This window comes from Streptomyces sparsogenes (genome assembly GCF_001704635.1).
GTDB lineage: Bacteria > Actinomycetota > Actinomycetes > Streptomycetales > Streptomycetaceae > Streptomyces > Streptomyces sparsogenes.
This window is the reverse complement of the sequence record NZ_MAXF01000185.1, coordinates 49824-64911: the sequence shown is the minus strand read 5'-3', so window position 1 is coordinate 64911 and position 15088 is coordinate 49824. Positions and strand designations below refer to the sequence as shown.

The window sequence follows — 15088 nt, the reverse complement described above, 5'->3', positions numbered from 1 at the left end:
TTAGTCTTGGCGCCGCCTGCCCGCCTGCCCGCCTGCCCGCCTGCCCGCCTGCCCGCCTGCCCGCCTGCCCGCCCGAGGAGGCCGTCTTGCTCAAGCCCCAGCACCTGCTCACTCTGAGGGCCGCCGTGCGCAGCGGCTCGTTCGTCATCGCGGCCCGCGAGCTCGGCTACACGGCGTCCGCCATCTCCCAGCAGATCTCCGCTCTGGAGAAGGAGACCGGGCTGACCCTGTTCGAGCGGGAGGCCCATGGGATCCGCGCCACCGCGGCGGCCCACCGCCTGGTCGACCTGGGCACTCCGGTGCTGGCCGCCCTCGACGACCTGGACCACCAGGTGCGGGAACTCGCCACCGGCGCCACCGGCCGGCTGCGCCTCGGCAGCTTCCCCACCGCCGGTGTCCGGCTGGTGCCGCCGGCGCTGTCGGCGCTGGCGAAGACCCGTCCGCGGGCCCGGATCCAGCTCGAGGAGGGGGAGCCCGATGAGCTGGTCGCCGCGCTGAACGACGGCGATCTGGACGTGGCGCTGGTGTACGAGTACGGCCTCAGCCCCCGGCAGTGGCCCGACAACCTGACCTGCCATCACCTGGCTTGGGAGGACCTCGTCCTGCTCAGGGCCCGCGACAGCGGGCTGAGCGCGCGCCTGGCCGGGCTCTCCCAGGCGCGCTGGATCACCAGCAGGGAGGGGACGGCCGGCGCGCTCACCCTCGTCCGGCTGTGCGCCGCGGCCGGGTTCGAGGCCACGGTCGCGTTCCGCAGCAACAACTACGACGTGGTGCGCGAACTGGTGTCCGCGGGCCTCGGCGTGGCCGTCGTCCCGGCCCTCGGCCACTCGCCCGGCGAGGCCGTGGAGGCCACCCGGCTCACCCAGCGCGGGGCCGTGCGCCGGGTGATGGCGCTGCACCGCGCCGAGAACACCAACCCGCTGCTCCACACCATGGTCTCCGCCCTGCGGAGCGCCGTGCCCGAGGGCGAGCCGTATGTGCACCCGGCGCCGGAGGAGGAGGCCCGGGAGGGCGGGTGAGCGGCCGGCCGGGGCGGCCGCTCAGCGGACCGGCAGGCGCTCGGCGCCGGGCTCGGGCTCCTCCCCGTCGGTCATCTCGTCCAGGGCGTCGAGGTCCACCGAGCCGCCCGGCATCACCTCGCGGGTGCGGCGGTAGCCGTACGTGGCGTACACCACCAGGCCGACGGCGAGCCAGGCGCCCAGCCGCACCCAGGTCTCCCACTGCAGGAACGACATGAGCCAGCCGGAGAAGAGCATGCCGAGGACCGGCACGACCGGCATGCCCGGACACCGGAAGCCACGCCGCAGGTGCGGCTTCCTGTAGCGCAGGATCAGCACGGACGCGCACACCACCATGAAGGCCAGCAGCACGCCGATGTTGGTCAGTTCCGCGACGGCGTTGATCGGCAGCACGCCCGCCAGCACGGCGGCGACCGCGCCGATGGTCCAGGTGGCGCGGTGGGGCACCTTGCGCTTGGGGTGGATGGCGCCGAACCAGGCCGGCATCAGCCCGTCACGGCTGAGGGCGTACCACAGCCGCGAGGCGCCCATCATGAAGGAGAACGTCACCGTCACGATGCCGATGACCGCGCCGACCGCGATGACATTGGCCAGCCCACTCAGCCCCGCGCTCGCGAAGGCGCTGGAGATGCCGCTGTTCGGGTCGAGGTCGCTGTAGCGCTGCATGCCGGTGAGCACGACGCAGACCAGGACGTAGAGAACCATCGAGATGGACAGCGACAGCATCATCGCCTTCGGCAGCTTGCTGCGGGCCTCGACCGACTCCTCGGCGGCGGTGCTCAGCGCGTCGTAGCCGAACACGGCGAAGAACACCGTGGCGGCCCCGGTGAAGGCCCCGCCGAGCCCGAAGGGCGCGAAGGGGTGCAGATTGCCGGTGTGGACCTTGGTGAGGCCGACCACGATCACCAGCAGCACGATCGCGATCTTGACGATGGTCAGCACGGTCTCCACGCGGGCCGAGGTGCGGGTGCCGCGGGTCAGCAGCCAGGCGACGGCCAGGCAGATCACCACCGCCAGCAGGTCGATCCGGTGCCCGGCCCCGGTGCCGGGGGCGCCCAGCGCCCACGCCGGCAGCTGGACGCCGACGGCGTCCAGCAGGAAGCCCAGGTAGCCGGACATCCCGATGGCGACCACGGCGACGATCGCGGTGTACTCCAGCAGCAGGTCCCAGCCCACGATCCAGCCGACGATCTCCCCGAGGACCGCGGCGCAGTAGGTGTAGCTGGAACCCGCCTTGGGGACCATGCCGGCGAACTCGGCGTAGGCGAAGGCCGCGCACAGCGACGCGGCCCCCGCCACCAGGAACGAGATCAGCACGGCGGGACCGGCCACGTCCTTGGCGACCGCCGCCGCCAGGCTGAAGATCCCGGCCCCGATGATGGCGCCGACACCGATCATGGTCAGCTGGGTCAGGCCGAGCGTGCGCACCATGCGCTCGCCGGTGGGCTGTTCGGAGGGAAGTGTTCGCCGGAAGATTCCCCGCGGTCCTCTGCCGAGCAGCGCGGCACGACCTGGTGGCGGGGTGTGATTGGGGGACATCGCTCACTCCATGACGGGCAACGGCGGCAGGGCGCGCCGCCGGCGTGGCGTGGGTCACCACTGGCCAGAAACCATCACCCACGCCGCGCAGCCCGCGAAAGACGTGTCAGCGCGACAACTTCCACCCCTGAGCCCAAGAGAAGTTGTGCCTGGGACCTCACAGCCCAAGGCGCTCCGGGGCGTCGCGCCGTCGGTCGGCCGCGGTGCGCAACACCTCGACCAGAGCGGCCACCGTCGGCCGGCGCTCGGCGAAGGAGCGGAACACCACGACGATGTTCCGCTCCAATGGCTCCCGCAGCGCCACCACATCGAGGCACGAGGTGCGCAGCCGGAGCATCAGGTCCGTCACCGTGCTGACCCCCACCCCCGCCTCGACCAGGGCGAGCGTGGCGGCGGTGTCCGTCACCTCGTGGAGGACCCGCGGCTCGACGCCGGCCCGCCGGCACGCGGTGCGCACGGCGCGGCCGTAGTAGCTGCCGGCCGACGGCAGGATCCACCCCAACTCGCCGGTGTCCGCCAGGGACACCCTCTCCCGGCCGGCCATGGACCCGGCGGGGACCGCGAGCGAGAAGCGCTCCCGCGACAGGGGCACCACCCGCAGCGCCGGATCGCGCGGGATCGGCACACCCGGGTAGTCCAGGCCCAGCGCCAGATCCACGGCTCCGCCGGCCACCGCGTCGTACACCTCGTCCACGTCCATGTCGCGGCTGCGCACGGTCAGCCCCGGGTGGACCCGGCGCGCCCGCTGCAGGGCCGGCGGCAGGATCTCGGCGGCGGCGGTGGCGAACAGGCCGATCAGCAGCGTCCCGGAGACCTCGTTGCGACTGCGCTCCAGCGCCTCGACGGCCTCGGCCTCCGTGGCCAGGATCCGCTCGGCGTGGCAGGCCAGCGTCGTCCCGGCGTCCGTCAGCTCCACCCGGCGCCCGACCCGCCGCAGCAGCTCCATGCCCGTGGCCTTCTCCAGCGCGGCGATCTGCTGGGAGACCCCGCCCGGGGTGTACCCCAGGGCCTCGGCCACGGCCGTGATGGTTCCGCGCCTGGTCAGCTCCACCAGCGAGCGCAGCTGCGCACTCGTCCAATCCATATAGGGATCCTAAAAGAACTCCCACAGTAATTGTTCATGGACGTCAACGGTCGGGTTGCTGCACGATGACGCCCAGATAGCTGATCAGCAACGCCCACGCAGTGACAGCCCACGCCACGCCCCGGACGGAGTCTCTCCGGCCCCCGGCGTCGGCCTCTGGAAGGGATCGGCCAGTTGTCCTCATCCACCTTCCGCACCGTTCCGTCCACCGCCGATGTCGTGATCATCGGCGGCGGAGTGATGGGTGCCGGCACCGCCTACCACCTCGCCGAGGCCGGGGTGACGAACATCGTCGTCGTCGAGCGCGGCGAGCTCGGCTGCGGCAGCTCGGGCAAGCCGATCGGCGGCGTACGGGCCCAGTTCTCCGACCCGCTCAACATCGAGCTGGGCAACCGGAGCCTGCGCGCCTACCAGGACTTCCCGCACCGCCCCGGCGCCGACATCCGGCTCGACACCGTCGGCTACCTCTTCCTGCTCACCAGCGAGCGGCAGGCGGCGGACTTCGAGACCTGCGTGTCCCTGCAGAACAGCCTGGACGTGCCCAGCCGCATGATCGACCCCGCCGAGGCCCAGCGGCTGTGCCCCTACCTCAGCACCGACGGGCTGGTGGCCGCCGCCTACTCGCCCACCGACGGCCACGCCCGCCCCGGACTGGTCGTGCGGGGCTACGCGGACGCCGCGGCCCGGGCCGGCGTCACCTTCGCCACCCACACCGCGGTCACCGGCATCGACACGACCGGCGACCGGGTGACCGCCGTGCACACCGACCGGGGCCGCATCGCCTGCTCCACCGTCATCTGTACGGCGGGCGCCTGGTCCGGGCGGATCGGCGACATGGCCGGCGTCAGCCTCCCCGTGCGGCCGGTGCGCCGCCAGCTGGCCTTCACCGCCCCGCTCGCCCCGCCCGCGCCGCGCATCCCCTTCACCATCGACTTCTCCTCGACCGCCTACTTCCACAACAGCGACGACGGCCTGCTGTTCGGCCTGGCCGACCCCGACCAGCCGGACGGCTTCGACACCACCTGGACCCCGGAGTGGCTCGAGCTGTTCCGCGCCGTCGCACGGCACCGCGCCCCCGCCCTCGCGGACATGGAGACCGCCGGCGGATGGGCCGGCCTGTACGAGGTCACCCCCGACCACAACGCCCTGATCGGCCGCTCCGACGAGCTGACCAACTTCCTGTACGCCACCGGGTTCTCCGGCCACGGCTTCCTCCAGGCACCGGCGGTCGGCGAGGTCATGCGCGACCTCCACCTGGAGCGCGAGCCGTGCGTCGACATCAGCCCCCTCAGCGCGGCCCGCTTCCGGACCGGCGCCGAGACCCGCCCCGAAGCCCACGTGGTGTGAACCCCCGACCGAAAGGCCACCCATGTCGATGATCAGGCAATGGCAGCTGCGGGCCGCGTTCGCCGCGCGGCTCTCGGAGATGTACGGGCGGGAGGTTCCCGCCTACACCACGCTCGTGGACGTCTCCCGCGAGGTCAACGAGGACGTGCTGCGCGCCCGCGGCGCCGACGCCGAGCGCCTGGGGTCCATCGGCCGCGTCACCGCCGAACGCCACGGAGCCATCAGGGTCGGCACCCCCGGGGAGCTGAGCCAGGTCGCCCGGGTCTTCGGCGCCCTGGGCATGCGCCCGGTCGGCTTCTACGACCTGCGGGAGGCCGCCGCCAGCGCCGTCCCCGTCGTCTCGACCGCCTTCCGGCCCGTCGACGGCGAGGAGCTGGCCCGCAACCCCTTCCGGGTCTTCACCTCCATGCTCACCACCGCCGATCCGCGGTTCTTCGACCCGGACCTGCGCTCCCGCCTGGAGACCTTCCTCGCCGGCCGCGAACTGTTCCCCCCGGAGCTGCTCGCCCTCGCCGACCGCGCCGAAGCCGAACGGGAGCTGCCCGAGGAGGACGCCGAGCGGTTCCTGCGGCTCGCGGTGCAGGCCTTCGAACTGTCCCCCGAGCCGGTCGACCAGGCCTGGTACCAGACCCTGGAGCGGATCTCCGCCGTCGCCGCCGACATCGGCGGCGTCCGCAGCACCCACATCAACCACCTCACCCCGCGCGTCCTGGACATCGACGAGCTCTACCGGCGCATGACCGAGCGCGGCATCCAGATGATCGACACCATCCAGGGCCCGCCCGCCTGGCAGGGCCCCGACGTCCTGCTGCGCCAGACCTCCTTCCGCGCCCTCGCCGAGCCCCGCGCCCTGCGCACCCCCGACGGCCGGGTGGTCAGCGGCGCCCTGCGGGTGCGCTTCGGCGAGGTCGAGGCCCGCGGCATCGCCCTGACCCGGGAGGGCCGCGCCCACTACGACCATCTGCTGACCCTCGTCGACCAGCAGGCCTCGCACCGTCCCGACGCCGACCGCGGCGAGGTCGCGCGCGCCGTGTGGGAGCGGCACATGCCGGGCGGCGAGCGGGAGCTGGCCGCCGCGGGGCTGGCCTACTTCACCTACCGGACGGTCCCCGACCGGCCGCGGGACGGCAGCCGTCCGCCCGCCGGCCTCGGCGAACTGGTGGAGCGGGGCTGGGTGCGCGCCGAGCCCATCGTCTACGAGGACTTCCTGCCCCGCTCCGCCGCCGGCATCTTCCAGTCCAACCTCAGCGGCGAGGGCACCCGCAACAACGACCACCAGGGCACCGCCTACGACGCCGCATGGCTCTCCGACGCCATGGGGCGCGAGGTCCTGGACCCCTTCGCGCTGTACGAGCGGCAGCAGAACAGCTCCCTCGACCGGGTCGCCGACGAACTCGGAGTCGACCTCCGACTGCACGGCACCCTCCGCTGACCCTTCACACATCCGAGGAGTCCCATGAGCGACACCGCCCAGCCACAGACCGCCCAGCCCGGGACCGCCCAGCCCGGGACCGCCCTGCCCACCACCGACGACCTGCGCGCCCGCGCGCTCACCAGCCTGGGGCACATCGGCGTCACCGTCCCGGAGGGCACCGACCTCTTCGCGCGCACCCCCGTCACCGGGGAGCGGCTCCTCGGCCTGACGGCGGCCACCGCCGCCGACGCCGACGAGGCGCTCGCGGCGACCCGCGAGGCCTTCCTCACCTGGCGCACCACCCCCGCCCCGCGCCGCGGCGAACTGGTCCGCCGCCTCGGCGAGTTGCTGCGCGTGTACCAGAACGACCTGGCCGACCTCGTCACCATCGAGGCGGGCAAGATCCGCTCCGAAGCGCTGGGCGAGATCCAGGAAATGATCGACATCTGCGATTTCGCGGTGGGGCTGTCCCGCCAGCTCTACGGCCGCACCATCGCCTCCGAGCGCCCCGGACACCGGCTGGCCGAGACCTGGCACCCGCTCGGCGTGGTGGGCGTCATCTCGGCCTTCAACTTCCCCGCCGCCGTCTGGTCGTGGAACACCGCCGTCGCCCTGGTCTGCGGCGACACCGTCGTGTGGAAGCCGTCCGAGCTCACCCCGCTGATCTCCCTGGCCTGTGACCACCTGCTGGCCCGGGCCGCCGAGGAGGTCGGCGCGCCCCGTGATGTGCACCGCCTGCTGCTCGGCGACCGCGCCATCGGCGAGAAGCTGGTCGACGACCCCCGGGTGGCGCTGGTCAGCGCCACCGGCTCGACCCGCATGGGGCGCGAGGTCGGACCCCGCGTCGCCGCCCGGTTCGGCCGCAGCCTGCTGGAGCTGGGCGGCAACAACGCCGCGATCGTCGCCCCGTCCGCCGATCCCGACCTCGCCGTCCAGGGCATCGTCTTCGCCGCGGCCGGCACGGCGGGACAGCGCTGTACGACCCTGCGCCGCCTCATCGTCCACCGGGACATCGCCGACAGCCTCGTCGCGCGCCTGACCGCCGCCTACCGCAAGCTGCCCATCGGCGACCCGTTCGACGAGTCCACCCTCGTCGGCCCGCTCATCTCCCCGGCGGCCCTCGACCGGATGCGCGGCGCCCTCGACCGCGCGCGGGACCAGGGCGGCGAGGTCCTGGTCGGCGGCGGCCGCCGGCTGGCCGACGCGGCACCGAGGGCCGCCTATGCCGAGCCGGCCATCGTGCGCGTCCCCGAGCAGACCGGCGTCGTCCGGGAGGAGACGTTCGCGCCGATCCTGTACGTGCTGACGTACGACACCCTCGACGAGGCCATCGCGCTGCACAACGACGTCCCGCAGGGCCTGTCGTCCAGCATCTTCACCCGTGACCAGCGGGAGGCCGAGATCTTCCTGTCCGCGGAGGGCTCCGACTGCGGTATCGCCAACGTCAACATCGGCACCTCCGGCGCCGAGATCGGCGGCGCGTTCGGCGGCGAGAAGGAGACCGGCGGCGGCCGCGAGTCCGGCTCCGACGCCTGGCGCGCGTACATGCGCTCCGCCACCAACACGATCAACTACTCCAGCCGGCTCTCGCTGGCCCAGAACGTCAGCTTCCTCTGACGTCTCTCCGCTGACGTCTCTCCGGTATTCCAGGACGGGAAACGCGGCGGCCCCCGCCCGGATTCGCTCCGGGCGGGGGCCGCCGTGGTGCCTTCGCGGACCCGGGGTGGCGGGTCAGTCGGCGCCGAACTCCATCGCGGCGCGGTCGAGCAGCTGGTCGTCGCCCGAGGCCTCGCCGCTGGAGGCGATGGCCTCCGCCGCGCCCTTGGGCATCGCGCCGATCAGCCCGGTCGAGGCCGCCTGCGCGGCGCCGATCAGCGCCGGCTGGGCGTCGCCGACCATGCCGAGCCCGGCGTACTGCTCGAGCTTGGCGCGCGAGTCGGCGATGTCCAGGTTGCGCATGGTCAGCTGGCCGATCCGGTCCACGGGGCCGAAGGCGGAGTCCTCGGTCCGCTCCATGGAGAGCTTGTCCGGGTGGTAGCTGAAGGCCGGCCCGGTGGTGTCGAGGATGGAGTAGTCCTCACCGCGCCGCAGCCGCAGGGTCACCTCGCCGGTGACCGCCATGCCGACCCAGCGCTGCAGCGACTCGCGCAGCATCAGCGCCTGCGGGTCCAGCCAGCGGCCCTCGTACATCAGCCGGCCGAGCCGCCGGCCCTCGGTGTGGTAGGCGGCGACGGTGTCCTCGTTGTGGATCGCGTTGACCAGGCGCTCGTACGCCGCGTGCAGCAGCGCCATGCCCGGGGCCTCGTAGATGCCCCGACTCTTGGCCTCGATGACACGGTTCTCGATCTGGTCGGACATGCCCAGGCCGTGCCGGCCGCCGATGGCGTTGGCCTCCAGCACCAGATCGACGGCGGAGGGGAACTCCTTGCCGTTGATCGTCACCGGGCGTCCCCGCTCGAAGCCGATCGTGACGTCCTCGGCCGCTATCTCGACGGTGGGGTCCCAGAACCGCACGCCCATGATCGGCTCGACGATCTCGATGCCGGCGTCGAGGTGCTCGAGCGCCTTGGCCTCGTGGGTCGCGCCCCAGATGTTCGCGTCGGTGGAGTAGGCCTTCTCCGTGCTGTCGCGGTAGGGCAGCCCGTGGGCCACCAGCCACTCGGACATCTCCTTGCGGCCGCCGAGCTCGCTGACGAAGTCGGCGTCCAGCCACGGCTTGTAGATCCGCAGCGAGGGGTTGGCCAGCAGGCCGTAGCGGTAGAACCGCTCGATGTCGTTGCCCTTGAAGGTGGAGCCGTCGCCCCAGATCTGGACGTCGTCCTCGAGCATGGCGCGCACCAGCAGGGTGCCGGTGACCGCCCGCCCGAGCGGGGTGGTGTTGAAGTAGCTGCGGCCACCGGACCGGATGTGGAACGCCCCGCAGGCCAGGGCCGCGAGGCCCTCCTCCACGAGGGCGGCCCGGCAGTCGACCAGCCGGGCGACCTCCGCGCCGTACGTCGTGGCGCGCCCGGGGACCGAGGCGATGTCGGGCTCGTCGTACTGGCCGATGTCGGCGGTATAGGTGCACGGCACCGCGCCCTTGTCGCGCATCCACGCGACGGCTACCGAGGTGTCGAGGCCGCCGGAGAAAGCGATGCCGACGCGCTCGCCGACAGGGAGGGAGGTGAGTACTTTGGACACAGCAGAAGTATGCATGAGCACGCATGACCATGCAAGCTCGCCTCGGTCCGGACCCCGCCGGGTACGCGTGGGGTGCGCCGAACAGCGCGCCGAACAGCGCGCCGCGTGCGCCACGGGGCAGCCCGCGGTGGGCGACCACGGGGTCAGCCCGCGGTGGGCCGGCCCGGGGCGTCGGCGGGGCGTTCGGGGGACAGGCTCCCCAGTTTGCCGAGCAGCTCGCCGGTGGACGGGTGGCCGATCTCCTCGGAGATCGCCACGGCCCGCCGCCAGGCCAGCCGGGCCGCCCCGGGGTCGCCGTCCGCGAGATGGGTGTCGCCGAGGTGGCCCAGGATCTCCGTCTCGCCGTACCGGTCGCCGAACCCGCGCACCAGCTCGAGCGCCCGCTGATAGCAGCCGACGGCCTCGGTGTACTCGGCGAGGTGGTGGTGGGCGTAGCCGAGGCTGTCCCACGCCCCCGCCTCGGCGTGCCGGTCGCCGATCTCCCGGTTGAGGGCCACCGCCTGGGCGCAGTGGTCGAGGGCCTGCCGGTGGTCGCCGAGCACGATGCGCAGCCAGCCGGCGTTGTTCAGCGCCTTGGCCTGCCCGGCCCGGTGCCCCTTCCGCCGGTACAGGGCCAGCGCCCGCTCGTTGTGGTCCAGCGCCTCGCTCTGGCGCCCCTGCTGGTCGCACACCCAGCCCAGGCCGCGGTGGGTGTGGGCCTGGTTGACCAGGTCGCCCAGGGCGCCGTAGAGCTCCAGCGCGCGGCGGAGGTGGGCCTCCCCGTCGTCGAGCCGGCCCAGCTGCGTGGAGACGTTGCCGAGCCCGCGGTGCGCCCCCGCCTCCAGGAACCGGTCGCCCAGGCGGCGCGCCGCGTCGATCGCGAGGTGCTGGGCGGCCACCCAGTCCTGCCAGTGGCCGCGGTAGTCGAAGAACGTCTCGAGGGCCCAGGCCAGTTGCCAGGCCCGGGCGTCCAGCCCGGCCCCGACCGCCACGTCCAGAGTGGAGAGCAGCACGGCGTGTTCGGTGGTGAACCAGTCCAGGGCCGCCCCGTGGTCGGCCGGCTCCAGGGGCGCCACCCCGGGGCGGGCGGCGTCCAGGGGGATCGGGTCCCGGTGCGGGTCCAGCAGAGCGGCGGCGGCGTGGGCCGTGTGGAGGTAGAAGTCGACCACCCTCGGCAGCGCGTCCTCGTCGCCGCCGGCCGGCTCCTCCCGCGCCCGTTCGGCCGCGTAGAGGCGGATGAGGTCGTGCATCCGGTAGCGCCCCGGGGTGTGCTCCTGGACCAGGTGCGCGGCCTGGAGCCTGCGCAGCAGCGCGCGTATCCGCGGCAGGGGGAGGGCGGTGAGGCAGGCGGCGGCGGGCAGGCCGATGTCGGGGCCGGGCGCCAGGCCCAGCAGCCGGAAGGCCCGCGCGGCGTCCCCGTCGAGCGCGCGGTACGAGGAGGCGAACACCGCGCGGAGATCGGCGGTGAGGTCCCCGGTGTCCAGGGCGTCGAGCCGGGTCTGGGTCTCGTCGAGCTCCTCGGCCAGGTCGGTCAGCGGGGCGTCCGGGTCCATGGTGGCGCGGGCGGCCAGGATCCCGATGGCCAGCGGAAGCCCGGCACAGTGCCGGAGCAGGGCGGCCACCGCCTCGGGCTCGGCGGCCACGCGCTCGCCGCCGAGGTGGCGGGCGAGCAGGTGGCGGGCCTCCGTGTCGCCGAGCACGTCGAGGGCCAGGGGCGAGGCGCCGTGGGCGGCGGTCAGGCCGGTGAGCCGGCTGCGGCTGGTGACGATGACGGCGCAGCCGGCGCTGCCGGGCAGCAGGGGGACGACCTGGGCGGTGTCGCGGGCGTTGTCCAGGAGCACCAGCAGGCGCTTGCCGGCGGTCAGGCTGCGGTAGAGCGCGGCCTGCGCGTCCGGGTCCGTGGGGACGGTCGACGGGGCGGCGCCGAGGGCTTCGAGGAAGCCGCGCACCGCCGTCTGCGACGGCACCGGGTCGCCGGTGGGGTCGAATCCCCGCAGGTTCACATACAGCTGCCCGTCGGGGAAGTCGTCGAGGTGGGCGTGGGCCCAGCGCAGGGCCAGCCAGGTCTTGCCGACCCCGCCCGTGCCGCCGATCGCGGAGATCACCACGGCACGGCCCGGCCCGCCCGGCCCGGCCAGCAGGTCGTCCAGGCGGGACAGCTCGCTCGTCCGGCCGGTGAACAACGGCGGTGCCGCAGGTAACTGGCGCGGCACCACCGCGGCCGCCGGCGCCGGCCGGGCGGTGGACCCGGCCGCGGGCGGGGGCGTGGGCGCGGGGGCGCTGAGGTCCGGGTCGGCGGTGAGGACCTGCTGGTGGAGCCGGCGCAGCGCGGGGCCGGGGTCGGTGCCCAGCTCGTCGGCCAGCCGCCGCCGGACGTCCTCGTACCGATTCAGCGCGTCCGCGACCCGCCCGCTGCGGTACAGGGCGGTGACGAGCTGGCCCACCACCCGCTCGTCCAGCGGATGCCGCTCCGCCCGAGCGGACAGCTCGGGCAGCAGCTCGGCGTGGTGGCCGTGGCGCAGCCGGATGTCGGCGAGGCGCAGCTCGGCGGCGAGCCGCTCCTGGTCCACGGTGGCGCGCAGCGCGTTGAACCAGGGGGTGTCCACGGAGGCGAAGGCGTCCCCGCGCCACAGCCCGAGGGCCTGCTCCAGGAGCGCGGCGGCGTGCTCGTCCCCCTCCGCGGTGCCGGCCTGGGCCACCAGGTGGCGGAAGCGGTGCAGGTCCACCGCCGAGGCATCGGCGCTGAGCAGGTATCCGCCGGGCTGCCGGGCGATGCGCACCTCCTCGGCGGCGGGCGCCAGGGCCCGGCGCAGCCGGGAGATGCAGCTGTACAGCGTGTTCAGGGCGCGCTGCGGTGGCCGGTCGGCCCACACCCGGTGGACCAGCTGCTCCGTCGGCACCACCCGGTTGGCGTCCACCAGCAGCGCCGCCAGCACGCACCGCTGGCGCGAGTGCCCCAAGTCCTCGACGAGCAGTCCGTCGATACGCGCCTCGATGGCGCCCAGCAATCCGAAATCGACCGTCACGGTCAGCCCCTCCCCTGTGTGCCCGGATCTTGCCTACCCGCTGTGGTCTGCGGATTCAAGGTTTCGCGAAGGATCCCGCAAGGCGGGCCGGGCACGGTGGTGTCCGTTCGGGGCAAGGGGGGTGCACACGGCCGGCCGCACGGCCGTGGCATCACGACCCCGGGCGGACGGGGGAGGGGCTGACCGGCCGGCGCCGGTCAGTGCCCCCGCACGGGGCCGACCGACTCCAGGGTCGGCACCACCGGCTCGATCGTCCCGTCCTCCGCGAACTCCAGACGGTCGATGGTGGTCTCGCGGTGGGTGCCGTCGCCGCCGGCCTTCCCGGGGCCGTTGACGGCGAACCGGTGGCAGGCGATGTACCAGTCGTCGGTGCCGGGGGCCTTCACCACCGAGTGGTGGCCCGTGCCCTTGATCCCGTACTCGGGGCGCTTGGAGAGGATGGTGCCCCGCTCGCGCACGTCAATGGGTGCGCGGCGGTGGGAGCGGCGAATTCCGTGGGGCGGCCCGCCCGGCGCGCGTCGACCGCCCCACGCCGGGTGCTCCCTGACGGGAGGTGCACGCCCGAGCCGGGGTGCACGCCCGGCGGACGCCGCGCACGCTGGAGACATGGCGCGGAATCCCGGCACGAGGCCGGACACGGGCCCGAGGGTGCGGGTCAACCAGGTCGGCTATCCGCCCTCCGGGCCCAAGCGCGCCACCGTCGTCACCGACGCCGCCGCACCGGTCCCCTGGCGGGTGAGCGCCGGCGACGGCAGCACCGTGGCGTACGGCACCACGACGCCGCGCGGGACCGACGCCTCCTCCGGACAGCGGGTGCACACCGTCGACTTCAGCGCGGTCACCCGGGCCGGCTCCGGGTACACGCTGACCGCCGACGGACAGACCAGCCATCCCTTCGCGATCTCCCCGACCGTCTACGACCGGCTGCGCTCCGACGCCCCGCACTTCCTCTACCTCCAGCGCAGCGGCATCCCCATCGCCGACGCGCCGGCGCCCGGATACGGCAGGCCGGCCGGACACCTCGGCGTCCACCCCAACCAGGGCGACACCAGCGTGCCCTGCCTGCCGGGGGCGGGCCGCCACCGGCTCGATGTGCGCGGCGGCTGGTACGACGCGGGCGACCACGGCAAATACGTGGTCAGCGGCGCGATCGCCACCTGTCTGCTGCTCGGCCTGTACGAGCGGACGCGGACCGCGGCCGAGGGGCGCCCCCGCCCGCCGCGCGACGGCGACCTGCGGATCCCCGAACACGGCGACGGCGTACCGGACATCCTCGACGAGGCGCGCTGGGAGCTGGAGTTCCTGCTGCGCATGCGGGTGCCCGCGGGCGAGCCGCTCGCGGGCATGGCACACCACAAGGTGCACGACGACCAGTGGACCGGGCTGCCGCTCTCCCCGGACCAGGACCCGCGGCCGCGTCATCTCCACCCGCCGTCCACGGCGGCCACGCTCGACCTGGCCGCGACCGCCGCCCAGGGCGCCCGGCTGTACCGCCCCTTCGACCGGGCCTTCGCCCAGCGCTGCCTGACCGCGGCCCGCGCCGCCTGGGCCGCCGCGCGGGCCCACCCCGAGGTGTTCGCCGACGCGGCCGACTCGACCGGCGGCGGCGCGTACGACGACGGCGACGTGAGCGACGAGTTCTACTGGGCCGCCGCCGAACTGTTCCTCACCACCGGCGAGCCCGCGTTCCTGACGGCGCTGCGGGCCTCGCCGCACCACGCGGGCGGCGCGGCCTTCCCGCCGTCCGGGTTCAGCTGGCGGGAGGTCGCCGCCCTCGGCCGACTCGACCTGGCGACCGTGCCCGGCCGGCTGCCGGACGCCGACCGGGAAGCCGCCCGCGCCTCGGTGGTGGCGGCCGCGGACCGCTACCTGGAGACGGCACACGGCCAGGCGTACGGGATGCCGCTCACGGAAGGCGAGTACATCCAGGGCTCCAACGCCGTGGTGCTCGACAAGCTCGTGGTCATCGCCACCGCCTTCGACCTGACCGGCGAGCGGCGCTACCGCGACGGGGCGCTGGAAGGACTCGACTACCTCCTCGGGCGCAACGCCCTCAACCAGTCCTACGTGACCGGATACGGCGCCCACCACTCCCACAACCAGCACAGCCGGCTCTACGGACACCAGGCCGACCCGGCGTTTCCGCCGCCACCCCCCGGCGCGCTCGCCGGCGGCCCCAGCGCCGGGCTGGAGGACCCCGAGGCCGGCAGGGTGCTCATCGACCGCACGGCCGACCCGCCCCGGCGGCCCCCGCCGCAGCTCTGCTACCTCGACGACATCGCGTCCTGGTCGACCAACGAGGTCGCCGTCAACTGGAACGCGGCGCTGTCATGGGTCGTCTCCTTCGCGGCCGACCAGGCCACCGCCCCGCCCTGACGGCCCGCCGCCCGCGCCGCCTTTCAGAGGGAATTCCCTCTTTCGGGTGGCCTTCCGCGACTGTCCCGCCCCGGGCGGGTCCGTCCCCCGGAGACTGAACGGCCAGATACGGCGGGGACGGCAC

At 74.0% G+C, this 15088-nt stretch carries 10 protein-coding genes; 5 read left to right on the top strand and 5 right to left on the bottom strand.

Going from position 1 to position 15088, the window contains the following annotated elements:
• Positions 1 to 1019 (top strand): LysR family transcriptional regulator (locus BBH68_RS34040; RefSeq protein ID WP_342673163.1); only part of this gene is annotated, 1019 nt, incomplete at its 5' end.
• Between the two features lie 21 nt (positions 1020 to 1040).
• Here BBH68_RS34040 and BBH68_RS34035 read toward each other — a convergent pair.
• Both BBH68_RS34035 and BBH68_RS34030 read right to left on the bottom strand, forming a co-directional pair.
• Entirely contained in the window at positions 1041 to 2450 is a 1410-nt protein-coding gene (locus tag BBH68_RS34035; protein WP_211301851.1) for an amino acid permease, read from the bottom strand.
• Positions 2451 to 2715: 265 nt separating this feature from the next.
• On the bottom strand, positions 2716 to 3642 hold the full coding sequence (locus tag BBH68_RS34030) for a LysR family transcriptional regulator (protein WP_065967624.1): 927 nt from the start codon (positions 3640 to 3642) through the stop codon (positions 2716 to 2718).
• A gap of 174 nt (positions 3643 to 3816) precedes the next feature.
• On the opposite strand from BBH68_RS34030, the gene BBH68_RS34025 reads away from it, so the two are divergent.
• Genes BBH68_RS34025 through amaB form a run of 3 tightly spaced genes read left to right on the top strand, consistent with a single transcriptional unit; the run spans position 3817 to position 8020 of the window.
• Positions 3817 to 4989, top strand: a complete 1173-nt coding sequence (locus BBH68_RS34025) for an NAD(P)/FAD-dependent oxidoreductase (protein WP_076971253.1) — start codon at positions 3817 to 3819, stop codon at positions 4987 to 4989.
• Positions 4990 to 5017: 28 nt separating this feature from the next.
• Positions 5018 to 6421, top strand: coding sequence for a 2-oxoadipate dioxygenase/decarboxylase (hglS, locus tag BBH68_RS34020; RefSeq protein WP_065967632.1), 1404 nt, complete (start codon positions 5018 to 5020; stop codon positions 6419 to 6421).
• A gap of 24 nt (positions 6422 to 6445) precedes the next feature.
• A complete protein-coding gene (gene amaB / locus BBH68_RS34015) occupies positions 6446 to 8020 on the top strand; it encodes an L-piperidine-6-carboxylate dehydrogenase (protein ID WP_065967623.1) in 1575 nt (524 codons plus the stop codon).
• A 114-nt stretch (positions 8021 to 8134) separates the two neighbouring features.
• Here the strand turns inward: amaB and argG are convergent, their stop codons facing one another.
• From argG to BBH68_RS44130, 3 genes are all read right to left on the bottom strand, one after another.
• A complete protein-coding gene (gene argG, locus BBH68_RS34010) occupies positions 8135 to 9583 on the bottom strand; it encodes an argininosuccinate synthase (RefSeq protein WP_065967622.1) in 1449 nt (482 codons plus the stop codon).
• A 143-nt stretch (positions 9584 to 9726) separates the two neighbouring features.
• A complete protein-coding gene (locus BBH68_RS34005) occupies positions 9727 to 12588 on the bottom strand; it encodes an AfsR/SARP family transcriptional regulator (RefSeq protein WP_079151384.1) in 2862 nt (953 codons plus the stop codon).
• Between the two features lie 197 nt (positions 12589 to 12785).
• Positions 12786 to 13196, bottom strand: coding sequence for a family 43 glycosylhydrolase (locus BBH68_RS44130; RefSeq protein ID WP_281182509.1), 411 nt, complete (start codon positions 13194 to 13196; stop codon positions 12786 to 12788).
• Here BBH68_RS44130 and BBH68_RS33995 point away from each other — a divergent pair.
• A complete protein-coding gene (locus tag BBH68_RS33995; protein WP_065967620.1) occupies positions 13195 to 14964 on the top strand; it encodes a glycoside hydrolase family 9 protein in 1770 nt (589 codons plus the stop codon). The genes BBH68_RS44130 and BBH68_RS33995 overlap by 2 nt on opposite strands.
• Positions 14965 to 15088: the final 124 nt, after the last annotated feature.

Bases quoted from the DNA above. Each gene is read 5' to 3' on its own strand.
- BBH68_RS34035 (WP_211301851.1), bottom strand. From the start codon at position 2,450: ATGGTGCGCACGCTCGGCCTGACCCAGCTGACCATGATCGGTGTCGGC.
- BBH68_RS34030 (WP_065967624.1), bottom strand. From the start codon at position 3,642: ATGGATTGGACGAGTGCGCAGCTGCGCTCGCTGGTGGAGCTGACCAGG.
- hglS (WP_065967632.1), top strand. From the start codon at position 5,018: ATGATCAGGCAATGGCAGCTGCGGGCCGCGTTCGCCGCGCGGCTCTCG.
- amaB (WP_065967623.1), top strand. From the start codon at position 6,446: ATGAGCGACACCGCCCAGCCACAGACCGCCCAGCCCGGGACCGCCCAG.
- BBH68_RS33995 (WP_065967620.1), top strand. From the start codon at position 13,195: ATGGCGCGGAATCCCGGCACGAGGCCGGACACGGGCCCGAGGGTGCGG.
- BBH68_RS44130 (WP_281182509.1), bottom strand. From the start codon at position 13,196: ATGTCTCCAGCGTGCGCGGCGTCCGCCGGGCGTGCACCCCGGCTCGGG.